Consider the following 26243-nt stretch of genomic DNA (forward strand, 5'->3'; position numbering starts at 1 on the left):
ACGACCAAGAGGGATGGTTATTCCATCCTGTCGGTCGCTCTCTCTATGGTCTTGGTTCGTGGAAGTGGTTCAAGGCACCCTCGACGAGCTCGGCACCCCGCTGAGTGACGTCACGTTCGTCGTGTTCGACCTGGAGACGACCGGCGGCTCGCCCGCGGAGGACGCGATCACCGAGATCGGCGCGGTCAAGGTGCGGGCGGGCGAGGTGCTGGGCGAGTTCTCCACCCTGGTCGACCCCGGGGGGCCGATCCCGCCGTTCATCTCGGTGCTGACCGGCATCACCGACGCCATGGTGGTGGCCGCGCCGCGCATCGAGGCGGTGCTGCCGAGCTTCCTGGAGTTCATCCGGGGCTCGGTGCTGGTGGCGCACAACGCGAGCTTCGACACGCGCTTCGTCAAGGCCGCCTGCGCCGCCCACGGCTATCCTCCGCCCGCCAACCCGGTGGTCGACACCGTCGACCTCGCCCGCCGGGTGCTCACCCGCGACGAGACGCCCAACGCCAAGCTGGCGACGCTGGCCCGTTTCTTCCGCAGCCCGGTCGAGCCGTGCCACCGGGCGCTGCAGGACGCGCGGGCCACGGTCGACGTGCTGCACGGGCTCATCGAGCGGGCGGGATCGTTCCAGGTGCACACGCTGGAGGAGCTCAAGTCGTTCGTCCGCGCGCCGACGCCCGAGCAGCAGCGCAAGCGCCACCTGGCCGACTCCGTGCCGCACGCGCCCGGCGTCTACCTGTTCGAGGACGAGCGGGGCGAGGTGCTCTACATCGGCAAGAGCACCAACCTGCGCAACCGCGTGCGCTCCTACTTCACGGCGAGCGAGACCCGGCCGCGCATCCGGGAGATGATCGGGATCGCCGACCGGGTCCGGCACATCGTCTGCGCGACCGCGCTGGAGGCCGAGGTCAGGGAGCTGCGCCTGATCGGCGGCGCCAAGCCGCGCTACAACCGGCGCTCCCGCTTCCCCGAGAAGATGGTGTGGCTCAAGCTCACGGCCGAGCCGTTCCCCCGGCTGTCGATCGTGCGCGAGCTCAAGGACGACGCGGCCACCTACCTCGGGCCGTTCGGCAGCGCCCGGCAGGCCGACGACGCGCGCATCGCGCTGCACGAGGCGGTGCCGCTGCGCCAGTGCACGCAGGCGCTCGGGCCGCGCACCCGCCGCGCGGCCTGCGTGCTGCACGAGATGGGCCGCTGCGGCGCGCCGTGCGAGGGCAGGGAGAGCCCGGAGGACTACGCCGCGCACACCGAGGCGGCCCGCCGGGCCATGACCCTCGACGCGACGCCCGTCTTCGCCGCCGTCGCGGCGCGCATGGAGCGGCTGTCGGTCGAGCAGCGCTACGAGGAGGCGTCGGTCGACCGCGACCGGCTGGCCTCGTTCGTCCGCACGGCGGCCCGCATGCAGCGGCTCAGCGCGCTCACCCGCATCCCGCAGCTAGTGGCCGCCAGCCCGGCGTTCGGCGGCGGCTGGGACGTCCACGTCGTCCGCTACGGGCGGCTGGCCGGGGCGGGGGTGCTGGCCAAGGGCGCGCACCCCACGCCGTTCGTGGCCTCGCTCACGGCCTCGGCGGAAGCCGTCCTGCCGGGGCCCGGCCCGGTGCACGCGGCGAGCGCCGAGGAGACCGAGTGCATCCTGCGCTGGCTGGAGTCGCCGGGGGTGCGGCTGGTGGAGGTCGACGGCGAGTGGAGCCTGCCCGCCCAAGGGGCCGCCCGGCACAAGGCCCGCATCGACCTCGCCTACCGGCACCTCGATCAGGGTCGCGGGCGGGAGGGGCGGCCTTTGCGGTGAACCGATAGAGTTGGTGCATGGTCACGGCTATCGTCCACATCAATGCCGAGGTAGACCGGATCACGGAGGTCGCCGAGACGATCGCCGAGATCGACGGGGTCAGCGAGGTCTACTCCATCACCGGCGACTACGACCTGCTCGCCATGGTCCGGGTCCCGGTCTACGAGCAGATCGCCGAGGTCGTCCCCGGGCGCATCAACAAGGTCGAGGGCGTGCTGCACACCGAGACGCACATCGCCTTCCGCGCCTACTCCAAGCACGACCTCGACGCCGCGTTCTCCATCGGCTTCCCCGAGGCCGACTGATCCCTCTTCCCTGAACCGCCGCCCGGACCACCGTCCCCGGGCGGCTTCTCGCATGCCCGCAGGCGGCAGCGGCTCACCCCGGGGAAAAACCGGCGAGCCCGGACGACCAGTGGTCGTCCGGGCCCGCGCGGTGTGGCGATGCTGTTCGCGCAGCGGTCAGTGCGTGAGGCTGCGGTCGTCGTCTCCGCCGGAGCCGATGGCGGCGTGCTCGTCGCCGTGACCGTGGCCGTGCCCGTCGTCCAGCGGGATCTTCTCCCCGCCGTAGGCGCGGGACATCCGCGCCCGCAGCTTGCCGAGCGGGCCGCGCATGCCCTTCGGCGGGATGCCCGCGCGGTCCTCCTTCACCGGGAGCATCAGCACCGGCTCCTTGCCGCGCAGGTGGGCCTCGATGTCGTCCGCCGGCGGCGTGTGGACCTCGATGAACTCACCGTGCGGCAGCCGCTTGATGACACCCGACTCCACGCCGTGCGAGATGATCGCGGCGTCGGAGCGCTGCAGGCCGAGGCACATGCGGTAGGTGATCAGGTAGGCCAGCGCCGGACCGACGAAGACCAGCGCCCGGCCGATGTAGGTCGTCCAGTTGAGGCTGATGTGGAAGTTCGCCGCGATCTCGTCGTTCGCGCCGAGCAGCCACAGCACGCCGTAGAACGTCATCGCCGAGATGCCGATCGCGGTGCGGTGCGGGTTGTTGCGCGGGCGGTCGGCGACGTGGTGCTCACGCCGGTCGCCGGTCACCCACTGTTCGAGGAACGGGTAGAGCGCCAGGCCCGTCATGACGAGGCCGAGCGGCACCAGCGCCGGGATGATGACGCTCAGCGGCAGCGTGCCGGCGTGGGCCGTCCCGAAGAGGTTCCACTCCCACGGCGGCATGAGCCGCAGGGAGCCCTCCAGGAAGCCCATGTACCAGTCGGGCTGCGATCCCGCCGAGATGTCGGCCGGGGTGTAGGGCCCGAACAGCCAGATCGGGTTGATCTGGACGAACGTCGCCAGACCCGCGATCACCCCGAACGTGAACAGGAAGTACGCGCCCGCCTTGGCCATGAAGGCCGGGTAGAACGGCGCGCCGACCACGTTGGTGTTGGTGCGGCTCTTGCCCGGCATCTGCGTGTGCTTCTGCACCCACATGAGCACCATGTGGGCCGAGATCAGCGCCAGCAGGATGCCCGGGATGAGCAGGATGTGCAGCGAGTAGAAGCGCGGAATGATGTCCTCGCCCGGATATTCGCCGCCGAACAGGAAGAACGTGATGTACGTGCCGACCAGCGGCAGCGAGATCGCCACGCCCTCCGTGATGCGCAGACCGGCGCCGGACAGCAGGTCGTCGGGCAGCGAGTAGCCGGTCAGACCCTCGACCAGTGCCAGGCTCAGCAGCAGCACGCCGATCAGCCAGTTGATCTCACGCGGCTTGCGGTAGGCACCCGTGAAGAACACCCGCAGCATGTGGACCGTCATGCCGGCCACGAAGAGCAGGGCCGCCCAGTGGTGCATCTGCCGCATGAGCAGTCCACCACGGACCTCGAAGCTGATCTCCAGCGCCGAGGCGTAGGCCTCCGACATCATGACGCCCTTGAGCGGCGCGTAGGGGCCGTCGTAGGCGACCTCCGTCATGCTGGGGTTGAACCACAGCGTCAGGAACGTGCCGGTCAGCAGCAGGATGATGAAGGAGTAGAGCGCGATCTCGCCCAGCAGGAACGACCAGTGGTCAGGGAAGATTTTGCGCAGGTTGCGCTTGAGCGCGTTGGCGCCGCCCAACCGGTCGTCCAGCCAGGTCGACGGGCCCGCGATGCCCTTGGGCACCTTGTTCAGTTCGCCGCTCACGCCTGGCCTCCCTTCATTCTGGCCTCGGCCTCGGCGTCGCCGCGTTCCCAGTAGCTCGGGCCGACCGGCACGTTGAAGTCGCCCTTGGCGATCAGGTAGCCCTGGTCGTCAACGGTGATCGGCAGCTGCGGCAGCGGCCGCGCGGCCGGGCCGAAGATGACCTTGGCGCCGTCGGCGGCGTCGAACGTCGACTGGTGGCACGGGCAGAGGATGTGGTGGGTGTTCTGCTCGTAGAGCGCGGCCGGGCAGCCCACGTGCGTGCAGATCTTGGAGTAGGCGACGATGCCGTCGTGGATCCAGTTCTTGTTGACCCCGTCCTTGATCTCCTCGGGGCGGAACTTGATCAGGATCAGCGTGGCCTTGGCCAGGGCGTTGAGGTCGTGCTCGTAGCCCTCGGGGACGACCGACAGGATGCCGCCGGGCGAGTTGAAGTCGGCGGCCCTGATGGGCTGGCCGGTGCCCTCGACGACGAGCCTGAGCGGCTTGCCCTCCTTGGTCTTCTCGCCCCAGACCGTGTGACGCAGCAGCTTGTTGAACTTCGCGCCCGGCATGCTGCTGTTGTCCAGGTCGCGCAGCAGCACCAGCGGCACCAGGCCCAGCGGGGCCGCGGCCAGCAGCAGGGTGCGGCGCAGCAGCTTGCGCTTGACGAAGCCGCTCTCGTTGGCGCCCTGCACGAAGGTGTCGGCGACGACCTCGCGGTCGGCCTCGTCGGAGGCCATCTCGTGGCGCTCCTGGATGAGCGAGTACTTCGGCATGATCATCCGGACCCAGACGACGATGCCGACGGCCAGGCCCATGATGGCGAGGGTGAGCGAGGCGCCCAGCGCGAGGTTGGAGACCCCCGTCGACTCGGGCGTGCCCACCTGGAACACCACGTAGGAGATGATGAACGCGATCGCCGCGAGGAAGGTGATCGTGAAGCAGAGCGCCACGATCTTCTCGGCCTTGCGGGCCTTCGCCTCGTCCTGCAGCGTCACGCCGGGGACGTCCTTGCCGGCGGCCTCGGCCGCCGCCGCGTCGCCGAGCATCGAGGTGCCCGGTGCGGGAGTGCCGATGACGCGCTTGGGGACGCGCTCGTCCGGCTGCTCGATCTCGTGCTCGTTGTCAGTCATGACTTCTGTCGCTTCTTCGCGGTGATCCAGATGGCGGCGAGTACGAGGGCGACGATGCCCACCACCCACGCGGCGATGCCTTCCGTCACGGGGCCGATGCGCCCGAGGCCGAAGCCTCCCGGGTCCTTCTGCTCACGGACCTGGACGATGTAGGCGATCATGTCACGCTTCTCTTCGGGCGTGATCGTCGTGTCGTTGAAGACCGGCATCGCCTGGGGGCCGGTGATCATCGCCTCGTAGATCTGCGTCGGGGACGCCGAGTTGAGGTTGGGGGCGTACTTGCCCTGCGTCAGAGCGCCGCCCGCGCCCGCCCAGTTGTGGCACTGGATGCAGTTGGCGCGGAACAGCTCGCCACCGCGGCCGGCGTCGCCGAGCTTGGCGTCGACCTGCTCGGCGCCGGGCACCTGGGGGCCACCGCCGAGCGACTGCACGTACGCCGAGATCTGCCGGATGGCGTTCTCGTCCACCCAGCGGGCCAGCGGCTTGCGCGGGGCCTGGGGGCCGGGGTTGGCCGCGGGCATGCGGCCGGTGCTCATCTGGAAGTCGACCGCCGCGGCGCCGACACCGACGAGCGTGGGGGCGGTGTTGGTGCCCTCCGCGTTGAGTCCGTGGCAAGACGCGCAGTGCGCGACGAACAGGCTCTTGCCCTCGGCCACGTCATCGACCTTGCCTGCCGCCATCGCCGCGTCGGCAGGCTTACCCGCCTGGACAAAGGCGGCGTATACCATCCCGACCAGCGACAACGCCAAAATCAGGACGGCGTATCTCGCGAGGGGATGCCGCCGCCAAGCGGTGATCCTAGTCACAGAGATCCCGTTCCTTACCGAATGATGTAGATGGTCGCGAAAAGACCAATCCAGACGACGTCGACGAAGTGCCAGTAGTAGGACACGACGATCGCGCTGGTGGCCTGCTCATGCGTGAAGCGCTTCGCGGCGTACGTGCGTCCCAGCATGAACAGGAACGCGATCAGGCCACCGGTCACGTGCAGGCCGTGGAAGCCCGTCGTCAGGTAGAACACCGAGGTGTAGGCGTTAGCGGACAGGGTCGCGCCCTCTGACGCCAGCTCCATGTACTCGTACAGCTGCCCGGCCACGAAGACCGCGCCCATGATGAAGCTGACGATGTACCAGAAGCGGAGCTTGCCGACCTGCCCCTTCTCCGCGGCCCACACGCCGAGCTGGCACGTCACACTCGACAGCACCAGGATGATCGTGTTGACCGTCGCGAACGGGATGTTCAGGTGAGCGGCTTCGGCGGCGTGCGCGCCTGCAGGCAGGAGCGCGGGACCCCAGTCGAGGCCCTTGCCGATGCTCACCGACCGGATGGTGAAGTACATCGCGAACAGCGCCGCGAAGAACATGAGCTCAGAGGACAGCCAGACGATCGTCCCGACGCTGACCAGGTTGGGTCTGCGGAACGGCTGTGCTGTCGTCGTCGAAGTTATTGCGGATGCTGTCGCCACGGGCAGCATTATTGCGGCTCTGTGAGTCGGTCCGGCGCACGACCCCCCGTTAGCAGGTACAAACCGGCCACCAACCTGGGATAATTGCCGCAAAACGCCCCTCCGGGGCGGCGGCCTGGGTCTGCACGCCGGAGCACCGGTACGATCCAGGGTGACCATACCGCTACGACCGATAGTGAGCGCGACAGTGACGTCATCAGGCAGCACCGACGACACGATGAAGGTCCTCGTCTACAGCGACGACGCCGCCACGAGGGCTGAGGTGATCCAGGCCATCGGCAGGCGGCCCGCGGCGGACGTGCCCCTGGTCGAGATCGTGGAGTGCGCCACCGAGCCGAAGGTCCACCAGTGGCTGGGGTCCGGGGAGATCGACGTGGCCGTCCTCGACGGCGAGACCCAGCCCGCCGGCGGCATGGGCGTCTCCCGCCAGGCGAAGGACGAGGTCTACGACTGCCCGCCCATCTGCCTGCTCATCGCCCGCCGCGACGACCGCTGGCTGGCCGAGTGGTCCAAGGCCGACGCCGTCGTCCCCCAGCCCCTGGAGCCCATGGTGCTGGCCGACGCGGTGGCCGACCTCATGCGCCGTCGCAATTCCACCCGACTCAACGCTAAGTAGGTGCCCATGGACTCCCGGACGACCTGGCCCGCCCTGCTGTCGGCTCTCCTCGCGGGAGAGCACCTCACCTCGGACGAGACGGCCTGGGCGATGCGGGAGATCATGTCCGGCACCGCGACGCCCTCCCAGATCGCGGGGTTCGTGACCGCGCTGCGCGCCAAGGGCGAGTCGGTGTCGGAGGTCGTGGGCCTGGCCCGCACCATGCTGGAGTTCGCCACGCCGCTGCGGGTCGAGGGCCCCGTGGTCGACATCGTCGGCACCGGCGGCGACCGCGCCCACACCGTCAACGTCTCGACGATGGCCGCCATCGTGACCGCGGCGGCCGGCGCCCGCGTGGTCAAGCACGGCAACCGGGCCGCCTCCTCCTCGTGCGGGGCCGCCGACGTCCTGGAGCACCTGGGCATCCGCCTGGACCTCACGCCCGAGCAGACCGCACGCGTGGCCGGCGAGGCGGGCATCGCGTTCTGCTTCGCGCCGGTCTACCACCCCGCGCTGCGCTTCGCCGGTCCCACCCGCAGGGAGATCGGCATCCCGACGATCTTCAACTTCCTCGGCCCGCTCACCAACCCGGCCCGGCCCACCGCCCAGGCCATCGGCGTCTACGACCCCCGCATGGTGCCCGTGATGGCCGGCGTCTTCGCCGAGCGCGGCGTCAGCGCCCTGGTCTTCCGCGGCGACGACGGCCTCGACGAGCTGACCATCGCCGGCACCTCCACCGTCTGGGTGGTCAGGGACGGCGCGGCCACGCAGACGACGTTCGACCCGCGGGTCCTCGGCATCCCCCGCGCCGACGTGGGCGCGCTGCGCGGCGGCGACGTGGCCTTCAACGCCAAGGCCGTGCACGACGTGCTGAGCGGCGAGAGCGGCCCGGTGCGCGACGCGGTGCTGCTCAACGCCGCCGCGGCCCTGGTGGCCCACGAGGGGCCCGGGGACGACCTGGACGCGTCCATGAGGGCCGGCTACGACCGCGCGGCCCAGGCGGTCGACTCAGGGGCCGCCAAGGGCGTCCTGGAGCGCTGGGTGGAGGTCAGCGGCTCCTGCTGAGCCCTTCCACGGCGAAGGCGCGCTCCCGGAAGGGAAGCGCGCCTTCTTCGTGCGGCTTTTCGTGCGGCTTTTCGTGCTCAGAACGTTATGGTGGGGCCCGCCTTGAGCGTGCTCCACTTCAGCCACTCGTGCCACTTCTCCTGCCAGTGGCCCCAGCCGTTCGTCGGCTCCAGCTTGCGCGGGCTGCCGGTGATGATGATGGGATCGCCGATCAGGGTGTTCTTGATGAACCAGGCGGCGTTCTCCGGGCTGACGTTCACGCAGCCGTGGCTGACGTTGGAGTTGCCCTGGGAGCCGACCGACCACGGGGCGCTGTGGACGTACTCGCCGCTGTTGGAGATGCGCACGGTGTTGTAGACGGTGAGCTGGTAGTAGCCCGCCTGGCCGGGGCCGATGCCCGGCGAGGTCATGACGGTGACCGGCTCGCGCGACATCGCGAGGTGGATGCCCGAGGTGGTGTAGTACTTCCACTGACCGCCCTGGCCGGCGCTCATCGGCATGGTGCGGATGCGCTTGCCGTCGCGGCGCACGTACAGCACGTGCTCGTCGGTGCTGCCCTTGGTGATCTGCGAACGGCCGATCTTGAAGTCGAGCTTCACGTCGCGCTTGCCGTACAGGCCGGGGGCGCCCTGGACGCCGGCCAGCTTGGCCTCCAGCCGCACCTTCGTGTGGGCCGGCCAGTACTCCTGGGGACGGAAGTCCACGTGCGAGGAGTCGAACCAGTGCCAGGCGCCCTCGACCGGCTTGCTGCTGCGTACGACGAGGTTGCGCTCGATCGCGACGCGGTCGGTGACCGGCTTGTCGAAGGTGATCATGATGGGCATGCCGACGCCGACCGTCAGGCCCGTGTCGTCCTTGTTCGGGGTGATGTTCGCGATGTCGAAGGTGCCCTTGCCCTTCACGGTCGTGAACGTGCTGGTGGTCTCGCTCCGCTTGCCCGACGCGTCCACCGAGACCGCGGTGACCGTGTAGGAGGCGCCGGGGCGGGCGGTGGCGGTGCTGCGCCAGCGGGTGCCGTCGGAACTGAGGACGCCCGGCAGCTTGCCCGCCTTGCCGCCGTCCACGCGGACGCCGGTCAGCTTCCCGCCGGAGGCCGCGACGACCACGGTCTGGTCGGTGGGCACGTTCGCGCTCTTGTCGCGGGGCGAGAACGTCACCGATGCCGGACGAACCCCGCCGGCCATGGCGGTCGTGTCCTTCCCGCCGTCGCCCGCCGAACACGCCGAGCAGGCCGCCAGCAGGGCAACGGCCAGCAGGCCGGCCTTTCCATAAGGTCCGCGCTCCAAGAGTCACTCCCTCGCCGAAGATCGGTCCGCTTCTACCTCCTTTATTACCCTGAGTGACCGAATAGGCGCATCCGGACACTGGTAAAGAACGCCAAAAAGCGGACGCCGTCCCCCAAGTGGGAAGACGCCCGCTCCGTGGCCGGGCACCGCTCAGTGCGAGAAGTTGCCCCGGTAGTACTGGAAGACGAACCCGATCATGGCCATGATGACCAGGAAGAGCCCGATCAGGAACATCCAGAAGCCGATCACGAACCCGGCGAAGGCGAAGGCCGCCGCCAGGCACAGGAACAGCGGCCACCAGCTGCTCGGGCTGAAGAAGCCGATCTCGCCCGCGCCGTCGCTGATGTCGGCCTGCTTGTTGTCCTCCGGCTGCGGGCCGATGCGCCGCGCGGTGAACATCAGGTAGTAGCCGACCATGAACGCGAAGCCGACCGAGATGGCCATCGCGGTGGTGCCGACCGGCTCACCCACGCCCGTCGACGCCTTGGTCCAGAACCAGTAGGCGACGTCGACGCCGGCGAAGAACAGCCCGCACAGCAGGAACAGCCAACCCTGGACCTTCATCAGGCCTCGACCTCCCCGGCCGGCTTGTCAGCCGTGGCGCTCTTGTGCGACGAGTGTGCGGACGTGTGCGGGAAACGCAGGTCGAACGCGGGACGCTCGGACCGGATGGGCGGCAGCGAGGTGAAGTTGTGCCGCGGCGGCGGGCAGGACGTGGCCCACTCCAGCGAGCCGCCGTAGCCCCACGGGTCGTCCACGGTGACCTTGGGCGCGCTGCGCCAGGTCTTCCAGACGTTGTAGAAGAACGGCAGCGTGGACAGGCCGAGGACGAACGCGCCCACCGACGAGATCATGTTGAGGTCGGTGAACTTGTCGGCCGCGCTGTAGTCGGCGTAACGGCGGGGGAAGCCCGCCACGCCGAGCCAGTGCTGCACCAGGAACGTGGCGTGGAAGCCGATGAACAGCAGCCAGAAGTGCAGCTTGCCCAGCTTGTCGTTGAGCATCTTGCCGGTGAACTTGGGCCACCAGAAGTAGAAGCCCGCGAACATGGCGAACACGACGGTGCCGAAGACCACGTAGTGGAAGTGGGCGACGACGAAGTAGGTGTCGCTGATGTGGAAGTCGAGCGGCGGCGAGGCCAGGATGACGCCCGTCAGGCCGCCCAGGAGGAACGTGATGAGGAAGCCGACCGAGAACAGCATCGGCGACTCGAAGCTCAGGTGCCCCCGCCACATCGTGCCGATCCAGTTGAAGAACTTCACGCCCGTCGGCACCGCGATGAGGAACGTCATGAACGAGAAGAACGGCAACAGGACCTGACCGGTCGGGAACATGTGGTGCGCCCAGACCGTGATGGACAGACCCGCGATCGCGATGGTCGCGCCCACGAGGCTGATGTAACCGAAGATCGGCTTACGGCTGAAGACCGGCAGGATCTCGGTGACGATGCCGAAGAACGGCAGCGCGATGATGTAGACCTCGGGATGCCCGAAGAACCAGAACAGGTGCTGCCACAGCAGCGCCCCGCCGTTGTCCGAGTCGAAGATGTGCGTGCCGAGCTTGCGGTCGGACTCCAGCGCGAGCAGCGCGGCGGCCAGCACCGGGAAGGCCATCAGCACGAGCATGCTGGTCAGCAGGATGTTCCAGGTGAAGATCGGCATCCGGAACATCGTCATGCCGGGGGCGCGCATGCAGATGATCGTGGTGATGAAGTTGACCGCGCCGAGGATCGTGCCGAGACCGGACAGCGCGAGGCCCATGAGCCACAGGTCGCCGCCGATGCCGGGCGAGTTGATCGCGTTGGACAGCGGCGTGTAGGCGAACCAGCCGAAGGAGGCCGCGCCGCCCGGGGTGAAGAAGCCGGAGACCGCGATGATGCTGCCGAACAGGTAGAGCCAGTAGCTCACCATGTTGAGCCGCGGGAAGGCCACGTCGGGGGCGCCGATCTGCAGCGGCATGAGCTCGTTGGCGAAGCCGGCGAACAGCGGCGTCGCGAACATGAGCAGCATGATCGTGCCGTGCATGGTGAACAGCTGGTTGAACTGCTCGTTGCTGGTGAACTGCAGCCCCGGCTGCGCCAGCTCCGCCCGCATGATCAGCGCCATCACGCCGCCGATCAGGAAGAACGCGAACGACGTGATGAGGTACATGTGCCCAATGATCTTGTGATCAGTGGACGACATCCACTTCGCGATGATCTGGCCCTTGGTCACGGGCCGGATCACCGCGGTGCGGACGGGTGGTTCTTGGATGGCGGTCACTGGGCGCTCCCAGCCTGGTTTGTCGCGATGTACTGGTCGAACTCTTGCTGCGAGACGAGCTTGACGGAGAACAGCATGCGGCTGTGGTCGACACCGCACAGCTCGGCGCAGCGCCCGGCGTAGACGCCCGGCTTTTCCAGGGTCTTGATCTGGAACTTCCGGCCCGGGTTGCCCTCGGGGATGCCGGGGATGATGTCACGCTTGAACAGGAACTCCGGCACCCAGAAGGAGTGGATGACGTCGTCCGTCTGCAGGTCGAACTCGATCTCCTGGTTGACCGGGAGGACGAGCTGCGGGCCCTGGTGGTAGTCGTGCACCGGTGTGCCGGCGACCGGCTTCGAGGTCTTGCCGTTGTACGTCGTCGTGAAGCGCCAGCTCCACTGGAACGCCTCCACCTTGACCTTGACGGGCGCGTTGCCGCTCACCTTGGCCAGGGCCTCGCTGTCGCGGGCGGTGAAGAAGAAGAACACCGACACCATGACCAGCGGGATCAAGGTGTAGAGCATCTCGATCGGCAGGTTGTAGCGCACCTGCGGCGGCAGGTCGGCCTTGGCCCGGCGCTTCCGGTGGAAGAAGGAAGCCCACAGAATCAGGACGATGACGACGGCGCCCGTGGCGAGCGCGGCGATCCAGGCCCCGTTCCACAGGGACTGGACTATGCCGCCCTGCTCGGTGACGTGGTCGGGAAGCAAGCCACGAGACCAGTTGGCCTCGGGCACGTCATTAGCACACGCCGTAGCAGTGGCCAGCAGCAACGCCAGAGCGGCGGCGCGTGGCACCCTGCGCCGGGCCAACGAACGCCGCGTACGGCGAGTCGGACTCACGGATCGCCTACCCCACAGATGAAGCCCAAGGGTCTTTCCCTCGGGTGCTCGTATTTCCCATGCACAACTGAATGCAGAACACATTAGCGTGCAGGTGGCCCGCCCCACCGCGCGACCCCTCAGTGGCGCCGCAAGTGGGACGATTGGTCTCGTGGCGTATTTCGACGCGGCCTCGAGCGAGCCGCTCCACCCGCAGGCGCGCGAGGCGCTGCTGGCGGCGATCGATGCCGGCTGGGCCGATCCCGCGAGACTGTACGGCCAGGCCCGCCGCGCGCACCTGCTGCTTGAGCAGGCCCGCACGGAGGTCGCCGAGGTGCTCGGCGCACGCGCGGACGAGGTGTCGTTCACCGCGTCCGGCACGCAGGCCGTGCATCTCGGCGTCCTCGGCACCCTACACGGAAGGCGCAGGGCCGGACGCCACCTGGTGACCTCCGCGGTCGAGCACTCCAGCGTGCTGCACGCGGCCCAGCTGCACGAACGCGAGGGCGGCACGGTCGAGACCGTGGGCGTCGATCTGACCGGCCGGGTCGATCCCGCCCGCTTCGCGGCGGCGGTCGCGCGCCCTGACACCGCCCTGGCCTGCCTGCAGACGGCCAACCACGAGGTGGGCACCACGCAGCCGGTCGCCGAGGCCGCCGCGGCCTGCCGCGAGCACGGCGTGCCCCTGCTGGTGGACGCCGCCCAGACGGCCGGGCGCATGTCGGTCCCCGCGGGCTGGTCGGTGCTGACCGCCAGCGCGCACAAGTGGGGCGGCCCTGCCGGGGTGGGCGTGCTGGCGGTGCGCAAGGGCACCAGGTTCCGCTCGTTCCTGCCCGAGGACGAGCGGGAGCGGCGGCGGGTGCCGGGGTTCGAGAACGTCCCGGCGATCGTGGCCGCGGCGGCGGCGCTGCGCGCGACGGCCGCGGAGGCGGCCGAGGAGCAGGCGCGGCTGTCGGCGCTGGTGGACAGGATCAGGGAGACGGTGCCGGGGATCGTCCCGGACGTGGAGGTGATCGGCGACCCGGTGGACCGGGCGCCGCACATCGTCACCTTCTCCTGCCTCTACGTCGACGGCGAGGCCCTGCTCACCGAGCTCGACCGGGCGGGCTTCGCCGTGTCGTCCGGGAGCTCGTGCACCGCTAGTACGCTTCGTCCATCGCACGTCCTCGAAGCGATGGGCGTGCTCACGCATGGCAATGTCCGGGTGTCACTGCCCAGGGGCGCTTCGGCGGCCGAGGTCGACAGGTTCCTCGGCGTGCTGCCCGAGCTGGTGCGCCGCATCCGCCAGGACGCAGGAGTCGCATGACCGAGGTTACGCAGCCGGCTTTGACGATCGACGCGCTCGGCAAGAAGTGCCCGATCCCGATCATCATGCTGGCCGAGCAGATCAACGCCGTGCCGCTGAACGCGGTGGTGGCGGTGCTGGCCGACGATCCGGCGGCCTACAACGACGTGCCGGCCTGGTGCCGGCTGAAGTCGCACCGCCATGTCGGCTCGTACGAGCTGCCGGGAGGCGGCTGGGCGATACACGTGAGGCGAAATTACTGATTTATCCGTTTTGGGTGGGTAGGGGCTCCCCGTACGGAAAGCAGATCGACCGGGGGTGAGCCATGACCAGCGGACGCGAGACCGCCCGCGACGTGATGAGCACGGGAGCCGAGTGCATCGGCGCGCACGAGACGCTCGACCGGGCGGCGCAGCTGATGCGCACCCACGGGGTGGGCGCGCTGCCGGTGTGCGGTCCTGACGAGCGGGTGACGGGCATCATCACCGACCGCGACATCGTGGTGAAGTGCGTGGCGGCGGGCCACGACCCGTCGCAGGTGACGGCCGGCGAGCTGGCGACGGGCCTGGTGTGGGTGAGCGCGGACACCAGCGTCGAGGAGGCGCTGGCGCGCATGGAGGAGCACCGCATCAAGCGCCTGCCGGTGATGGACGGCGACCGGATCGTCGGCATGATCAGCGAGGCCGACCTGGCCCAGCACCTGCCTGACGACCAGCTCGCCGAGTTCGTGCACCGCGTGTACGGCGACTGAGGAGCCGCACACGGAACGCCCCCGCCACTGGCGGGGGCGTTTCTCGTTCCCGGCGGCTACGGGTGGTGGCAGCGGACGTGCGCGCCGACCTCGGCCGCGGCGTCCGCGCCGTAGGCGGCGGCGAAGCGCTCCAGGAAGGCCGCCTGGCCGAGCTCGTACTCCTGGCCGCCCACCCGCTCCAGCACGTGCGTGGCGGTGAGGTTGCCGACCTGGCCGCAGCGCTCCAGCGACAGGCCCCAGGCCAGCGCGGACAGGAAGCCGGCGCGGAAGGCGTCGCCGACGCCCGTGGGGTCGGCCTTGCCGCGCTCGGGCGAGGGCGCGACCTGGATCGAGGGCTCGCCGGCGCGGTCGATGACGGCGCCCTTCGGGCCGAGCGTGGTGATCCGCACGCCGACCCTGGACAGGATCTCCTCGTCGGACCAGCCGGTCTTCTGCTCGATCAGGCCCTTCTCGTAGTCGTTGGAGAACAGGTAGGCGGCGCCGTCGACGAGCTGGCGGATCTGGCCGTCCTCCATGCGGGCGAGCTGCTGGGAGATGTCGGCCGCGAACGGGATGCCGCGCTGGCGGCACTCGTCGGTGTGCCGCAGCATCGCGTCGGGGTCGTTGGGGCTGATGAGCACGAGGTCGAGCCCGCCGAGGCGGTCGGCGACCGGCTTGAGCTCGATGAGCCGCGCCTCGGCCATCGCCCCGGTGTAGAAGGAGGCGATCTGGTTGTGGTGCTCGTCAGTGGTGCACAGGAAGCGCGCCGTGTGCCGGGTCTCCGAGACGTGCACCGAGTCGCAGTCGACCCCGTGGCGCTCCAGCCAGGACCGGTAGTCGGCGAAGTCGTTGCCGACGGCTCCCACCAGGACGGGCCGCAGGCCGAGGCAGCCCATGCCGAAGGCGATGTTGGCGGCGCAGCCGCCGCGCCGGATCTGCAGATCGTCGACCAGGAACGACAGTGACACCCGGTCGAGCTGTTCGGCGATGAGCTGCTCGCCGAAACTGCCGGGGAACGTCATCAGATGGTCTGTCGCGATGGAGCCGGTGACGGCGATGCGCACGGGATTCTTCTTCCTCGTTGTCAGCAGGCCAATAAGCCCCCCGAGAATACGCGAAGGTCCCGCGCGCACAAAGGCGAGCGGGACCCTGGCGGCGCCGGCTAGTTGAACGAGTCGCCACAGGCGCAGGAGCCGGTGGCGTTGGGGTTGTCGATGGTGAACCCCTGCTTCTCGATCGTGTCGACGAAGTCGATGGAGGCGCCCATGAGATAAGGAGCGCTCATCCGGTCGGTGACCACGTTGACGCCGCCGAACTCCGACACCACGTCGCCGTCCATCGAACGATCGTCGAAGAAGAGCTGGTAGCGCAGGCCGGAGCAACCGCCCGGCTGCACCGCGACCCGAAGCTGCAGCCCCTCCTCGCCCTGCTGCTCAAGCAGGCTCTTGACCTTCGCGGCGGCCGCGTCGGTCAGGATCAGGCCCTGCGTCGTGGTCTCGCTGCTCTCAACCGTCATCTCGCTGACTCCCTAACTGGGCTGTCTTGTTCTCGACGTCCTACCTAATGACGCTACCAACACCCGGGCCATGCCACACATTCCCGGGTCCCCCACCTCAGGGAACAACCGGCTTCCCCCGTGTGTCATAGTGAGTATCGTCTTTCTGACGATAAGTGCCTCATGAGGGGAGTGTGGCCATGGCCACCGAGACTGGGCTTCCGCTCTTCGTGCTGGGCCGGGGCGCCGATCCGCACAGCGAGCAGGGCGTCGACTGCCCCGGCGAGCTGCCGCCCGCCTCGGACCCGGGGCTGGTGGAGCGCGCCCGCAAGGCCAAGGAGGCGCTGGGCGACCGGCTGTTCGTGCTCGGCCACCACTACCAGCGCGACGAGGTCATCCAGTTCGCCGACGTGACGGGTGACTCCTTCAAGCTCGCGCAGCAGGCGGCGGCGCGGCCGGAGGCGGAGTACATCGTCTTCTGCGGCGTGCACTTCATGGCCGAGTCCGCCGACATCCTGACCGGCGACGCCCAGAAGGTCGTCCTGCCCGACCTGGCGGCCGGCTGCTCGATGGCCGACATGGCCACCTTCGACCAGGTCGAGGAGTGCTGGGAGGCGCTGGAGGACGCCGGGCTGGCCGAGCGGGTGGTGCCGGTCACGTACATGAACTCCAGCGCCGACATCAAGGCGTTCTGCGGCCGCAACGGCGGCGTCGTCTGCACCTCCTCCAACGCCCGCCGGGCCCTCGACTGGGCCTTCGAGCGGGGCGAGAAGGTGCTGTTCCTGCCCGACCAGCACCTCGGGCGCAACACGGCGGTGCTGGAGATGGGCATGACGCTCGACGACTGCGTGGTGTGGAACCCGCACCGGCCGGACGGCGGTCTGACCCGCGAGCAGCTCGACCGGGCGAAGATGATCCTGTGGCGCGGCCACTGCTCGGTGCACGGCCGCTTCACGGCCGAGTCGGTGGACGACGTACGGGCCCGCATCCCCGGCGTCAACGTCCTGGTGCACCCCGAGTGCCGGCACGAGGTCGTGCTCAAGGCCGACCAGGTCGGCTCGACCGAGTACATCATCAAGACGCTGGAGGCCGCCCCCGCCGGGTCGAGCTGGGCCGTCGGCACCGAGCTCAACCTGGTCAAGCGGCTGGCGGCGATGTTCCCCGACAAGAACGTGTCGTTCCTGGACCGCACGGTCTGCTACTGCTCGACCATGAACAGGATCGACCTGCCCCACCTGGTGTGGGCGCTGGAGTCGCTGGTGCTGGGCGAGGTCGTCAACCAGATCACGGTCGACCCCGACACCGCCCACTGGGCGCGGGTCGCCCTCGACCGGATGCTCGCCCTGCCGTAGGCCGTCACCGGGCGAACTCGTAGCCGACCCTGACCGTCACCGCGAGGCTCTGGCGGCCGGGGGCGAGCGAGGACCGGTCCTCGGCGACGCCCGCGGCCGCGAACGTCAGCGGCTGCGGGCCGCCGCCCCTGACGTCCTCGGCGACCGACACCACCCGGCCGAGGGGGCGGCCGGCCAGCTCGGCGTACCTGGCGGCCTTGGCGGCGGCGTCGCGGAAGGCCCGCGTCCTCGCCTCGGCGAGGGCGGCGGCCGGGTCGGACACCTCGAACGCCATTCCGTTCAGCCGGGCCTCCTCGCCCACCCCGGCGACCGTGTCGATCACCCGGCCGGCCCGCGCCAGGTCGCGCACCACGACCTCGACGCCCTGCGCCGCGCGGTAGGCCGACACCTTGGGGTAGGACTCGTACTCGGGGCCGAGCGACAGCTCGACGGTGCGTACGTCCTCGTCCGCGACGCCCTCCTCGCGCAGCGCCCCGGCCAGGCGGGCGGCGGCGGCGCGGGCCGCGGTGAACGCCTCCGCGGCCGACTGCCTGCGGGCCTCCACGCCCGCGTACAGGCGCAGGACGTCCGGCGCGGCCAGGACCGCGCCCTCCCCGACGACGGTGATGTCCACGATGGCGTCCTCCCAGGACTCCGGCTCGGTGCCCGCCGCCATTGTCGCGCGCCCCTCACTCCGTGGCCAGGACCGCGTCCACGATCATCCGGGGGTCACGGAGCTGGAGGCGGCGGCGGGCGTGCGGCGCGCGGACCAGCCGGCCGCCCAGCTCGGCGGCCAGCCGCCGGGCGCAGCCGTCGTCGCGGCCCGCGACGAGCACGGTCACCGGCACCTCGGGCAGCGGCTTGTCCGCGCGCAGGCGGCGCAGGTCGGCGGCCATGCCGCGGCGGGCCAGCCACTCCCCCGCCACCGCGACCGGCACCTTGCCCATGCGGTAGACGTCGTGCGGGTCCGGCATCCCGGTCAGCCGCCGGTGCGCGGCCGGGCCGGTCAGGCGGGCCAGCGCCGCCGCGCCCCACGTGCCGCCGAGCGCGGGCAGGCACCGGCCGAGCGCGTGCGCGGCCGCGGGCGGCTGCCGCCGGTCCGGGCAGGCCGGCTCGACCAGCACGAGCGCCGCCACGCAGAGCGGATGCAGCCGTGCGAACGCCTCCGCGTGCCAGCACGCCACCCCCTGGGCGACGACGGTGACCCGTTCGGGGTGCGCTGGGGCGAGCGCGGCCAGGCGGGCGGCCTCGGCGTAGAGGCTGGGCGGGGCCGGTGAGCGCGGGCTCAGCCCGAGCCCCGGCCGGTCGAAGCGGATGACCCGGCGGGCGCCGGACAGCCCGCGCGCCACCGCGTCCCAGTGGAACCAGGCGCCGGCCTGGCCTCCGGTGACGAGCACGGCGGGGCCGTCGCCCTCCTCGACCACGTGCGGGGGGCCGTGCGCGGTGACCGGCCACTCGGCGACGAGCAGGCGCAGCGCCACGTACACGAGCCAGACGGCGACGAGCGTGAGCAGGGCGCGGTCGGCGAGGCCCGCGCCGCGCCCCGCGGCCAGCGCGACCCCGATCAGCGCCGTGGCGGCGACCGCCAGTGCGGTCATCACCCAGGCCGTACGGGCCCGCCACCGCGCCGCGAGCAACGCCATGGCGGACAGCGCCGAGGCCGTGCACAGCGCGCCGGCCGCCAGGTGCGCGAGCCGGCTCGGCGGCGGCCAGGTCTCGCCGCAGCCGGGATCGCTGAGCACCGCGCAGTCCAGCGGCAGCGCCGCCCCCACCGCCAGGAGCAGCCCGTACGCGGCCAGCGCCGCCCACCCCGGCCCCTCCCCCTCCACGCGCGGCGCCAGCGCCACGCCGAGCAGGCAGGACAGCCCCGCGAGCGCGTCGCTCACCCGGAACAGGCGCGTCCACGGCTGGTCACGGGCGGCGAGCTCGCTGACGTAGCCGTTGGCACGGTCCACCGCCGGCGTCGTGAACTGGCCGGTGATCCAGGCGCTGCCCAGCACGGCCGCCACGATGAACGCCGTGGCCGCGAGCACGTACAATCGTCGCTCCACGTGACGATTAGACCACTATGGGTCATTACACCCCTGGAGCACCCCATACCGGGAACCATCTGCCGAGATCGGACTCAAGCGGCAGCTCGCCGTCCAGCACCCCTCTGACCTGGAGTTCGAGCGCGTTGTCGCGCTTCTGACCGGGCAGCGGCGCGAACGGGTAGAACGTTCCGCGCTTGTAGAGGTAGACCACGGCGACCCGGCGCCCCTCGGGATCGGCGAAGGACACCAGCGAGCACAGCAGCGACGCGCCGAACCCGGCGCCCTCCAGCGAGGAGTTGACCGCGTGCAACTCGGTGACCAGGTCGGCGACCGCCTCCGGCGGCCGGCTGACCAGCAGCCACGTGTAGCCGTAACCGTCGTCGCTCTGCACCACGCGGTCGCCGAGCAGCGCCTTGACGTCACGTTCGAGCGTGGCGAAGGCGCCGCCCTCGGCCGCGCGGAAGGCCACCGAGCCGAGGCCGGTGGGCGCGAGGCCCGTCGCGGCCTGGAGCGTCACGGCCGCCGACGGCAGCGCGAACAGCGCGTCGAGGTCGGGCTTGGCCGGCTTCGACCGGCCGAGCAGCGCATCGAGCCAGCCCATGTGGCTCAACCCCTTCCGAGCTGCGCGGAGATGCCGGCGAGCTGCTGCAGCCGGCGCTCCAGCGATGGGTGGGTGGAGAACAGGGCCGCGATCGACTGACCCCCGGACAGCGCCGGGGCGAAGTAGAAGGCGTTGAACGCCGACGCCTCGCGCAGGTCGCGGGTCGGGATCCTGGCCATCTCGCCACTGATCTTCGTCAGCGCGCTGGCCAGCTCGGACGGGCGCTGCGTGAGCAGCGCGCCCGCGCGGTCGGCGGCCAGCTCACGGTAGCGCGACAGGGCGCGGGTGAGCAGGAAGCTGACGGCGTACACGAGGACCGAGACGAGCAGGATGATCGCGCCGACCGGGACGCCGCCCTGACCGTTGTTGCGCCGGCCGCCGAGCCCGCTGTAGAGCGCGAAGCGGGTCATGAGGCCGGCCACCAGGCCGAGGAACGACGCGATCGTCATCACCGCCACGTCGCGGTGCGCGACGTGCGACAACTCGTGCGCGAGCACCCCTTCGAGCTCCCGCGGCTCCAGGCGCCGCAGGATGCCGGTCGTCACGCAGACGACCGCGTTCTTCTGGTTGCGGCCGGTGGCGAAGGCGTTGGGGACATCGGAATCCGCGATCGCCACCCGCGGCTTGGGCATGTCGGCCAGCGCGCACAGCCGGTCGATCATGCCGTGCAGTTCGGGGGCCTCCTCCGGCGAGACCTCCCGCCCGTGCATCGCGAACAGGGCGATGCGGTCGGACAGGAAGTACTGCGCCAGCAGCAGGAGGCCGGCCACCACCAGCACGGTCAGCGCCCGGACGCCGAGGGCGATCAGGACGCCGACGAACACCACGTAGAGCAACCCGAGCAGGAACATCGTCACGACCATCCGGCGGGTGAGGCCGCTGTCGGGCGCGAAACGCGTGCGCACGGTGCTCAGCCCGGAATGAGGCCCTGGTCGCCCAGCATCTCCCGGACCTCTTCGATCGAAGCGTCCGCGGGGGGAAGGATCAGCTCTGACGGCTCAAGGCTGTCGTCCGGCAGGGACTTGCCCACAGCGCGCACCTTGTCGAGCAGCGCGTGCAGCTTGACGCGGAACGCCTTCTCGTCGCCGGTCTCGATGGCGGCTTCGAGCTCGCTGTCGAGCTCGTTGAGCACGGCGATGTCGTCGGGCGAGATCTCGGTCTGACCCTCGCCCATGATTCTGACGATCATGCGTTCTCCCCGGGCTGACGCAGGTGCTGGGTCTGGCCCTGCTGGTGCGGCTGGGCCTGCTGCTGCGGCTGGCCCTGCTCGATCGCGGACTGCGGGGCCGGGCCCTGGCCGAGCTCGGCCTTCATCCTGGCCAGCTCCAGCTCGACGTCCATGCCGCCGCCCATGCGGTCGAGCTCGGCCTGGATGTCGTCGCCGCGGCTGCCGGTGACGTCGTCGAGCGCGCCGCTGGCCAGCAGCTCGTCGATCGCGCCCGCGCGGGCCTGCATCTGCGCCGTCTTGTCCTCGGCGCGCTGGATCGCCAGGCCGACGTCGCCCATCTCCTCGGAGATGCCGGAGAACGCCTCGTTGATGCGCGTCTGCGCCTCGGCGGCGGTGTAGGTGGCCTTGATGGTCTCCTTCTTCGTGCGGAAGGCGTCCACCTTGGCCTGCAGCCGCTGGGAAGCCGTGGTCAGCTTCTCCTCCTCGGCCTGCAGGTTGTCGTGCTGGACCTTGAGGTCGGCCATCTGGCTCTGGATGCCGGAACGCCGCTGCAGCGCCTCGCGCGCGAGGTCCTCGCGCCCGACCGACAGCGCCTTGCGCCCCTGCTCCTCAAGCTTCCTGGCGGACTGCTCAAGACCGTTGAGCTGCAGCTCCACCCGCTTACGCGACGTGGCCACGTCGGCCACACCCCTGCGCACCTTCTGCAGCAGCTCCAGTTGCCGCTGGTAGGAGTAGTCAAGGGTCTCGCGCGGATCCTCCATCTTGTCCAAGGCCTTGTTGGCCTTGGACTTGAAGATCATCGAAAGTCTCTTCATCACGCTCATGCGCGTCGGCCGTCCCCTTCTAGGTCGTGCTGGTGTTCACCCAATGCAGCGCAGCCGCCTTGGGATTACCCTACGCATAACGCACGGGGGCGTCACTAAGTTGCAGTCCAGGTAGGGTTGACGTCGTGTTGCGACGCCGTTCCCAGACCTCAGTGGACGACACCCCCGTCCCCGTTGACGATCCTAAGCCCCAGGGTAAAGGTCGTCCCACACCCAAGCGCCGCGATCAGGAGAGCCGCCGGCGCCAGCCCGTGCACGCGCCGAAGGATCGCAAAGAGGCCTACCGGCAGATGCGGGCCAAGCAGGCCGCCGAGCGCGAGCGCGCCCGCAAGGGCATGCTCGCTGGTGACGAGCGCTATCTCCCGGCCAGGGACAAGGGCCCGGCGCGCAAGTTCGCCCGTGACTGGGTCGACTCGCGGCGGCTGCCGAGCCAGTATTTCCTGCCGTTCTCGCTACTGATCCTGCTGGCCACCTGGGTGCCGTGGCCCATCGAGATCCGCGCGGCGGTGCTCAACATCGTGATCGCCGTCGGTTGGCCGATCATGATGATCGGCGTGGTGGTCACCGGCGTCTACGTCGCATGGAAGGTGAAGCGGGAGGTGGCGAGCAAGCTGCCGGACGAGAGCGTCAAGGGCGTGGGCTTCTACGCGGCCATGCGGGCGCTGCAGATCCGCAAGCTGCGCTTCCCGCCGCCCACGGTGGCGCCCGGAGGCAAGCCGGTCCCCCCGAAGCGCTAGGGATCCCCTGTCGGGGACCGCGCACGAGGAGCCAAGGGGCTCCTCGTGGGGGGCGCGGCCCTCGACGAGGCTCAATCGCGCGGCGGGTTCTCCGCCTGCCAGCGCAGGACGCCGCGGACCACGACCGGCCGCCGGCCGTCCAGCGGCGTGCCCTGTTCCAGGGCGTCGGCGACGGCTCGCACCAGCGCGTAGTAGGACGGCATGCGCGGGGCCATGCCGCCGTCCGCGCCCTCCCAGAGCAGCCCGCCGCCCGTGGCGTCGGCGACGGCGTACGACGGCGCGGACGCGGCGGGGCCGGTCGTGACGGAGCCGGTCGTGGCGAGGAACGGGATCCACGTGCCCTCCCAGCCGCCCGCCGAGGACCGGCCGCACAGGAGCCGCCACGAGTCCCTGATCTGCCGGATGCCGAGGTTGGCGGACCCGTCCGCCCAGAATCCGAGCCCGAACGCCCACCTGCCCCGCGACCCGTTGTGGCGCAGCAGGGAGGCGCGCAGGTCGTCGGGGAAGTCCACGCCCATCTGGGCCTCGGCGACGGCGATCGTACGGGCCCGGCCGGGGCCGGCCAGCGTGCGGTAGGTCCGGGGGGCGTTCGCCCTGAGCCAGCGCTCGACGCGCCGCCACTGCCGGTTCACGGCCCGCCGCACGGCGGGGTCGATCGGCCGCACCGCCACCGGACGGGAGACGGGCGCGCAGGCGCTCCCGCCCTCCTGCGGCACCGGCGTGACCGCGGGAGGCGTCGCCACGGGGCCCGTCGCCTGCGGGGTCGTGGCGGGACGGAGCGGTCCAGAGGGCTCCGTGGGCACGGCGACGCCGGGCGTCCCCCGCGCGGCGGTCGCGCCCGCCAGAGGGGCCGGCGAGGCCGAGGCGACGCCCAGGGTCTCCCGGGGGATCAGGGCGAGGGTCAGGACCAGCGCCACGAGCGCCGCGATCCCCGCCCAGACCCATCCCATCCGCGCGCTGCTCACGGACCCGCCCAGGGGCGTACGCGAAGGCTCCGTACGCCGCTCGGGCAGGCGGGCCCGGCGGCGCAGCCGGATCGCGATCGCGGTCAGGACGGCCGCCGTCAGCGCCAGCCGTACGAGCTTCAGCACGTCGCGCACCCTATCCCGAAACCGATCACCCCATGTGCCGGGATTAAGGTCGGACCTATGGAATTCCGACACCTCGGTCGCAGCGGTCTCAAGGTCAGCGAGATCAGCTACGGCAACTGGCTCACGCACGGCTCCCAGGTCGAGGAGGACGCCGCCAAGCAGTGCGTGCAGGCGGCTCTCAACGAGGGCATCACCACGTTCGACACCGCGGACGTCTACGCCGGCACCAAGGCGGAGGAAGTGCTCGGGCGGGCGTTGAAGGGCGTGCGCAGGGAGTCGCTGGAGATCTTCACCAAGGTCTACTGGCCGACCGGCCCCGGCCAGAACGACCGCGGCCTGTCCCGCAAGCACATCACCGAGTCCATCAACGCCTCCCTGCGCCGTCTCCAGACGGACTACGTCGACCTCTACCAGGCGCACCGCTTCGACCACGAGACGCCGCTCGAGGAGACGCTCAAGACGTTCGACGACCTCGTCCGCCAGGGCAAGGTGCTCTACGTCGGCGTCAGCGAGTGGACCGCCGACCAGATCGCCCAGGCGCTGAAGATCGCCGACGAGATGGGCTTCGACCGCATCGTCTCCAACCAGCCGCAGTACTCGATGCTCTGGCGGGTCATCGAGAGCGAGATCGTGCCGCTGAGCGAGAAGGAGGGCGTGGGCCAGATCGTCTGGTCGCCGATCGCGCAGGGCGTGCTGACCGGGAAGTACCTGCCCGGCCAGCAGCCGCCGGAGGGCTCCAGGGCCACCGACGCCGCGGGCGGCAGCGCGATGATCGCCCGGTTCATGAACGACGACGTGCTGACCCGGGTGCAGGAGCTCAAGCCGATCGCCGCCGACCTCGGTCTCAGCATGGCGCAGCTGGCGATCGCCTGGGTGCTGCAGAACCCCAACGTCTCCAGCGCGATCGTCGGCGCGAGCCGTCCCGAGCAGGTGCGCGACAACGTCAAGGCGGCGGGCGTCAAGCTGGACCAGGACGTGCTGCGGCGCATCGACGACGCGCTCGGCCCGATCGTCGAACGCGACCCCGCCAAGACCACGAGCCCCCGTCCCCGGGCGTGACCCCCGTCAGACGCTAGACGCAGCAAGAACCCCTTGGGCCGCGACCTGGCCCAAGGGGTTTTCTTCAGTCCGGAACGTCACTCCTGACGCAACGACAACCCCGCGTACTCGACGCGGTCCTCCTCGAGCAGGGCCACCTGTTCGACGCCCGATTCGAGCAGGTCACGCCAGTTCTCGCCGAGCCAGGACTCCGCGTCCGCCTGGCTGGGGAAGACCTCTCGCGGCAAAGGGCGGTCCGTCACCTCAGCACCACTCGCGTTCTCGTAACGCCACCGCCATGTCATGCCACACGCTCCTTCTCCGCGGGTTCGCCGGCGCGCCTTCCGACGGCAATCGAACCCTACCCGTGAACGACCGCCCGCAGCGGGCGGCGCCGTGCGGGCTCTCTGTACGCTCGGCGCGGTGGAAGTGCTTCTCTCCGGCACGGCGGGCCGGCCCGAGCCTGGCTGCCGCTGCGTCTCCTGCCTCTCCCCCGAGGGGTTGCCCGCCGGTCGTCGCCGTCCGTTCGAGGTGCTGGTGGACGGGCGTGTCCCCTTCCCCTTCGCCGACGTGCCGCCTGGCTACCGCGCCTGGGGCGGCGGGCTCGGGCTGACCGGCCCGGACGGCGGGACGCTGCTGTGCGTGCCTCCGGGGCGGGAGCCGCCCGCGGACCTGCCCGACCGGCTCGACCTGGTCCTCATCGACCTGCTCGACCGGCCGGAGCGCCTCGGGCGGCTGCGGCGTACGCATCCGGGGGTCGCGGCGGCGGCCGTCGGGCTCGACCACCGGGTCCGCTCGGAGGCGGAGCTGGACAGGCGGCTGCGCCTGTGGGGCGCCCTGTCCGTGCCGGACGGGACCGTGCTGCGGACGCCCGCGACGGGAGCCGGCCGCCACGCGGGGCGGCGGGCGTTGCTGCTGGGCGGGTCGCGTTCGGGCAAGTCGGCCGAGGCCGAGCTGCGGCTGGCGGCCGAGCCGTACGTGACCTACGTCGCCACCGGCCCAGGCGGCGCGGGGGACGGCGAGTGGGCGGCCCGCGTACGGGCCCATCGGGAGCGCCGGCCCGCGCACTGGGACACGATCGAGACCACCGACCTGGTCGCGGCCCTCTCAGGGGCCACCACGCCGCTGCTCGTCGACGGTCTCGGCACGTGGCTGGTGGCGGTGTTCGACGAGCACGGGGCGTGGGAGGGCGACCGGGCACCGGTCCTGCGGCGGTGCGACGAGCTGGTGGCCGCCTGGCGGCAGGCGCCGCAGCCGGTGGTGGCCGTGTCGGACGAGGTGGGGATGGGCGTGGTGCCGGCCACGGCCAGCGGGCGCGCCTTCCGTGACGCGCTCGGGCGGCTGAACGAACGGCTCGCCGCCGAGTCGGAGTACGTCGCCCTCGTCGTCGCCGGCCGCGTCATGGAGCTGTGAGAGG

Annotated in this window: 29 protein-coding genes; 11 read left to right on the top strand and 18 right to left on the bottom strand. The window is 70.6% G+C overall.

The window, feature by feature from the left end; translation table 11 throughout:
- The first annotated feature begins 13 nt into the window (after window positions 1-13).
- Window positions 14-1783, top strand: a complete 1770-nt coding sequence (locus tag ACBR40_RS25060) for a DEDD exonuclease domain-containing protein (protein ID WP_371250319.1) — start codon at window positions 14-16, stop codon at window positions 1781-1783.
- A 17-nt stretch (window positions 1784-1800) separates the two neighbouring features.
- On the top strand, window positions 1801-2088 hold the full coding sequence (locus ACBR40_RS25065; RefSeq protein WP_329580808.1) for an Lrp/AsnC ligand binding domain-containing protein: 288 nt from the start codon (window positions 1801-1803) through the stop codon (window positions 2086-2088).
- 156 nt (window positions 2089-2244) lie between these two features.
- Here ACBR40_RS25065 and ACBR40_RS25070 read toward each other — a convergent pair whose 3' ends face one another.
- The 4 genes from ACBR40_RS25070 to ACBR40_RS25085 are packed head-to-tail and all read right to left on the bottom strand — an operon-like array spanning window position 2245 to window position 6492.
- On the bottom strand, window positions 2245-3906 hold the full coding sequence (locus ACBR40_RS25070; protein WP_371250320.1) for a cytochrome bc complex cytochrome b subunit: 1662 nt from the start codon (window positions 3904-3906) through the stop codon (window positions 2245-2247).
- Window positions 3903-5018, bottom strand: a complete 1116-nt coding sequence (locus ACBR40_RS25075; protein WP_371250321.1) for a Rieske 2Fe-2S domain-containing protein — start codon at window positions 5016-5018, stop codon at window positions 3903-3905. Before ACBR40_RS25075 ends, ACBR40_RS25070 begins: the two co-directional genes overlap by 4 nt.
- Entirely contained in the window at window positions 5015-5824 is an 810-nt protein-coding gene (locus ACBR40_RS25080; RefSeq protein ID WP_344214623.1) for a c-type cytochrome, read from the bottom strand. The genes ACBR40_RS25075 and ACBR40_RS25080 overlap by 4 nt, the downstream gene beginning before the upstream one ends.
- Before the next feature lie 14 nt (window positions 5825-5838).
- Window positions 5839-6492, bottom strand: a complete 654-nt coding sequence (locus ACBR40_RS25085; protein WP_329580819.1) for a heme-copper oxidase subunit III — start codon at window positions 6490-6492, stop codon at window positions 5839-5841.
- 208 nt (window positions 6493-6700) lie between these two features.
- On the opposite strand from ACBR40_RS25085, the gene ACBR40_RS25090 reads away from it, so the two are divergent.
- The gene (locus tag ACBR40_RS25090; protein WP_344215053.1) at window positions 6701-7099 is read left to right on the top strand and encodes a hypothetical protein; all 399 of its coding nucleotides are present in this window, start codon (window positions 6701-6703) and stop codon (window positions 7097-7099) included.
- Window positions 7100-7105: 6 nt separating this feature from the next.
- Entirely contained in the window at window positions 7106-8143 is a 1038-nt protein-coding gene (gene trpD, locus ACBR40_RS25095) for an anthranilate phosphoribosyltransferase (protein ID WP_344214621.1), read from the top strand.
- A 77-nt stretch (window positions 8144-8220) separates the two neighbouring features.
- On the opposite strand, the gene ACBR40_RS25100 is transcribed toward trpD, so the two are convergent.
- From ACBR40_RS25100 to ACBR40_RS25115, 4 genes are all read right to left on the bottom strand, one after another.
- Window positions 8221-9429, bottom strand: a complete 1209-nt coding sequence (locus ACBR40_RS25100) for an Ig-like domain-containing protein (RefSeq protein ID WP_344214619.1) — start codon at window positions 9427-9429, stop codon at window positions 8221-8223.
- A 150-nt stretch (window positions 9430-9579) separates the two neighbouring features.
- The gene (locus ACBR40_RS25105) at window positions 9580-9993 is read right to left on the bottom strand and encodes a cytochrome c oxidase subunit 4 (RefSeq protein ID WP_329580828.1); all 414 of its coding nucleotides are present in this window, start codon (window positions 9991-9993) and stop codon (window positions 9580-9582) included.
- Entirely contained in the window at window positions 9993-11690 is a 1698-nt protein-coding gene (gene ctaD / locus ACBR40_RS25110; protein WP_344214616.1) for a cytochrome c oxidase subunit I, read from the bottom strand. The genes ACBR40_RS25105 and ctaD overlap by 1 nt, the downstream gene beginning before the upstream one ends.
- Window positions 11687-12382, bottom strand: coding sequence for a cytochrome c oxidase subunit II (locus ACBR40_RS25115; RefSeq protein WP_344214614.1), 696 nt, complete (start codon window positions 12380-12382; stop codon window positions 11687-11689). The genes ctaD and ACBR40_RS25115 overlap by 4 nt, the downstream gene beginning before the upstream one ends.
- A gap of 283 nt (window positions 12383-12665) precedes the next feature.
- Here ACBR40_RS25115 and ACBR40_RS25120 point away from each other — a divergent pair, with 283 nt between their 5' ends.
- From ACBR40_RS25120 to ACBR40_RS25130, 3 genes are all read left to right on the top strand, one after another.
- On the top strand, window positions 12666-13799 hold the full coding sequence (locus ACBR40_RS25120; protein WP_371250322.1) for a cysteine desulfurase family protein: 1134 nt from the start codon (window positions 12666-12668) through the stop codon (window positions 13797-13799).
- Window positions 13796-14041, top strand: coding sequence for a sulfurtransferase TusA family protein (locus ACBR40_RS25125; RefSeq protein WP_026214000.1), 246 nt, complete (start codon window positions 13796-13798; stop codon window positions 14039-14041). Before ACBR40_RS25120 ends, ACBR40_RS25125 begins: the two co-directional genes overlap by 4 nt.
- Before the next feature lie 62 nt (window positions 14042-14103).
- Window positions 14104-14529 (top strand): CBS domain-containing protein, encoded by a 426-nt coding sequence (locus tag ACBR40_RS25130; protein WP_364445706.1) that lies wholly within the window; start codon window positions 14104-14106, stop codon window positions 14527-14529.
- A gap of 56 nt (window positions 14530-14585) precedes the next feature.
- Here the strand turns inward: ACBR40_RS25130 and ACBR40_RS25135 are convergent, their stop codons facing one another.
- Window positions 14586-15572 (bottom strand): carbohydrate kinase family protein, encoded by a 987-nt coding sequence (locus ACBR40_RS25135; protein ID WP_344214607.1) that lies wholly within the window; start codon window positions 15570-15572, stop codon window positions 14586-14588.
- 98 nt (window positions 15573-15670) lie between these two features.
- Complete coding sequence (gene erpA / locus ACBR40_RS25140) at window positions 15671-16024, bottom strand: iron-sulfur cluster insertion protein ErpA (protein WP_242381778.1); 354 nt, start codon at window positions 16022-16024, stop codon at window positions 15671-15673.
- A gap of 179 nt (window positions 16025-16203) precedes the next feature.
- On the opposite strand from erpA, the gene nadA reads away from it, so the two are divergent.
- Window positions 16204-17355 carry a quinolinate synthase NadA gene (nadA, locus tag ACBR40_RS25145; RefSeq protein ID WP_364445709.1) on the top strand — a complete coding sequence of 384 codons (1152 nt, stop codon included), beginning with the start codon at window positions 16204-16206 and terminating at the stop codon, window positions 17353-17355.
- A 4-nt stretch (window positions 17356-17359) separates the two neighbouring features.
- Here nadA and ACBR40_RS25150 read toward each other — a convergent pair whose 3' ends face one another.
- Genes ACBR40_RS25150 through ACBR40_RS25175 form a run of 6 tightly spaced genes read right to left on the bottom strand, consistent with a single transcriptional unit; the run spans window position 17360 to window position 21960 of the window.
- Window positions 17360-18010: an SIMPL domain-containing protein gene (locus tag ACBR40_RS25150; protein WP_371250323.1), complete on the bottom strand. Its 651-nt coding sequence runs from the start codon at window positions 18008-18010 to the stop codon at window positions 17360-17362.
- 13 nt (window positions 18011-18023) lie between these two features.
- Complete coding sequence (locus ACBR40_RS25155; protein ID WP_371250324.1) at window positions 18024-19385, bottom strand: alpha/beta fold hydrolase; 1362 nt, start codon at window positions 19383-19385, stop codon at window positions 18024-18026.
- A gap of 25 nt (window positions 19386-19410) precedes the next feature.
- Window positions 19411-19968, bottom strand: a complete 558-nt coding sequence (locus ACBR40_RS25160) for a hypothetical protein (protein ID WP_364445715.1) — start codon at window positions 19966-19968, stop codon at window positions 19411-19413.
- Between the two features lie 5 nt (window positions 19969-19973).
- Window positions 19974-20873 carry a zinc metalloprotease HtpX gene (htpX, locus tag ACBR40_RS25165; protein WP_344214596.1) on the bottom strand — a complete coding sequence of 300 codons (900 nt, stop codon included), beginning with the start codon at window positions 20871-20873 and terminating at the stop codon, window positions 19974-19976.
- 5 nt (window positions 20874-20878) lie between these two features.
- Window positions 20879-21157 carry a hypothetical protein gene (locus ACBR40_RS25170; protein WP_344214594.1) on the bottom strand — a complete coding sequence of 93 codons (279 nt, stop codon included), beginning with the start codon at window positions 21155-21157 and terminating at the stop codon, window positions 20879-20881.
- Window positions 21154-21960 carry a PspA/IM30 family protein gene (locus ACBR40_RS25175; RefSeq protein WP_344214592.1) on the bottom strand — a complete coding sequence of 269 codons (807 nt, stop codon included), beginning with the start codon at window positions 21958-21960 and terminating at the stop codon, window positions 21154-21156. Before ACBR40_RS25175 ends, ACBR40_RS25170 begins: the two co-directional genes overlap by 4 nt.
- Window positions 21961-22112: 152 nt before the next feature.
- Between ACBR40_RS25175 and ACBR40_RS25180 the strand changes: the two genes are divergently transcribed.
- On the top strand, window positions 22113-22697 hold the full coding sequence (locus ACBR40_RS25180) for a DUF3043 domain-containing protein (protein ID WP_344215051.1): 585 nt from the start codon (window positions 22113-22115) through the stop codon (window positions 22695-22697).
- Window positions 22698-22768: 71 nt separating this feature from the next.
- Here the strand turns inward: ACBR40_RS25180 and ACBR40_RS25185 are convergent, their stop codons facing one another.
- A complete protein-coding gene (locus tag ACBR40_RS25185; RefSeq protein ID WP_371250325.1) occupies window positions 22769-23788 on the bottom strand; it encodes an SMI1/KNR4 family protein in 1020 nt (339 codons plus the stop codon).
- Between the two features lie 57 nt (window positions 23789-23845).
- Between ACBR40_RS25185 and ACBR40_RS25190 the strand changes: the two genes are divergently transcribed.
- Window positions 23846-24847 (top strand): aldo/keto reductase family protein, encoded by a 1002-nt coding sequence (locus tag ACBR40_RS25190; protein WP_371250326.1) that lies wholly within the window; start codon window positions 23846-23848, stop codon window positions 24845-24847.
- Between the two features lie 77 nt (window positions 24848-24924).
- On the opposite strand, the gene ACBR40_RS25195 is transcribed toward ACBR40_RS25190, so the two are convergent.
- Window positions 24925-25131, bottom strand: coding sequence for a hypothetical protein (locus ACBR40_RS25195; protein WP_344214586.1), 207 nt, complete (start codon window positions 25129-25131; stop codon window positions 24925-24927).
- A gap of 118 nt (window positions 25132-25249) precedes the next feature.
- Between ACBR40_RS25195 and ACBR40_RS25200 the strand changes: the two genes are divergently transcribed.
- On the top strand, window positions 25250-26239 hold the full coding sequence (locus tag ACBR40_RS25200; RefSeq protein WP_371250327.1) for a bifunctional adenosylcobinamide kinase/adenosylcobinamide-phosphate guanylyltransferase: 990 nt from the start codon (window positions 25250-25252) through the stop codon (window positions 26237-26239).
- The last annotated feature ends 4 nt before the right edge of the window (window positions 26240-26243 follow it).

This window comes from Nonomuraea sp. AD125B, assembly GCF_041402765.1.
GTDB classification, from domain to species: Bacteria; Actinomycetota; Actinomycetes; order Streptosporangiales; family Streptosporangiaceae; genus Nonomuraea; species Nonomuraea bangladeshensis.

Excerpts from the sequence above, each read along its gene's own strand:
- ACBR40_RS25160 (WP_364445715.1), bottom strand. The coding sequence starts at position 19,968 with ATGGGCTGGCTCGATGCGCTGCTCGGCCGGTCGAAGCCGGCCAAGCCC.
- ACBR40_RS25065 (WP_329580808.1), top strand. The coding sequence starts at position 1,801 with ATGGTCACGGCTATCGTCCACATCAATGCCGAGGTAGACCGGATCACG.
- ACBR40_RS25060 (WP_371250319.1), top strand. The coding sequence starts at position 14 with ATGGTTATTCCATCCTGTCGGTCGCTCTCTCTATGGTCTTGGTTCGTG.
- ACBR40_RS25085 (WP_329580819.1), bottom strand. The coding sequence starts at position 6,492 with ATGCTGCCCGTGGCGACAGCATCCGCAATAACTTCGACGACGACAGCA.
- ACBR40_RS25190 (WP_371250326.1), top strand. The coding sequence starts at position 23,846 with ATGGAATTCCGACACCTCGGTCGCAGCGGTCTCAAGGTCAGCGAGATC.
- ACBR40_RS25125 (WP_026214000.1), top strand. The coding sequence starts at position 13,796 with ATGACCGAGGTTACGCAGCCGGCTTTGACGATCGACGCGCTCGGCAAG.
- nadA (WP_364445709.1), top strand. The coding sequence starts at position 16,204 with ATGGCCACCGAGACTGGGCTTCCGCTCTTCGTGCTGGGCCGGGGCGCC.
- ACBR40_RS25170 (WP_344214594.1), bottom strand. The coding sequence starts at position 21,157 with ATGATCGTCAGAATCATGGGCGAGGGTCAGACCGAGATCTCGCCCGAC.
- erpA (WP_242381778.1), bottom strand. The coding sequence starts at position 16,024 with ATGACGGTTGAGAGCAGCGAGACCACGACGCAGGGCCTGATCCTGACC.
- ACBR40_RS25090 (WP_344215053.1), top strand. The coding sequence starts at position 6,701 with ATGAAGGTCCTCGTCTACAGCGACGACGCCGCCACGAGGGCTGAGGTG.
- ACBR40_RS25130 (WP_364445706.1), top strand. The coding sequence starts at position 14,104 with ATGACCAGCGGACGCGAGACCGCCCGCGACGTGATGAGCACGGGAGCC.
- ACBR40_RS25175 (WP_344214592.1), bottom strand. The coding sequence starts at position 21,960 with ATGAGCGTGATGAAGAGACTTTCGATGATCTTCAAGTCCAAGGCCAAC.
- ACBR40_RS25195 (WP_344214586.1), bottom strand. The coding sequence starts at position 25,131 with ATGACATGGCGGTGGCGTTACGAGAACGCGAGTGGTGCTGAGGTGACG.
- trpD (WP_344214621.1), top strand. The coding sequence starts at position 7,106 with ATGGACTCCCGGACGACCTGGCCCGCCCTGCTGTCGGCTCTCCTCGCG.
- ACBR40_RS25105 (WP_329580828.1), bottom strand. The coding sequence starts at position 9,993 with ATGAAGGTCCAGGGTTGGCTGTTCCTGCTGTGCGGGCTGTTCTTCGCC.
- ACBR40_RS25075 (WP_371250321.1), bottom strand. The coding sequence starts at position 5,018 with ATGACTGACAACGAGCACGAGATCGAGCAGCCGGACGAGCGCGTCCCC.
- ACBR40_RS25150 (WP_371250323.1), bottom strand. The coding sequence starts at position 18,010 with ATGGCGGCGGGCACCGAGCCGGAGTCCTGGGAGGACGCCATCGTGGAC.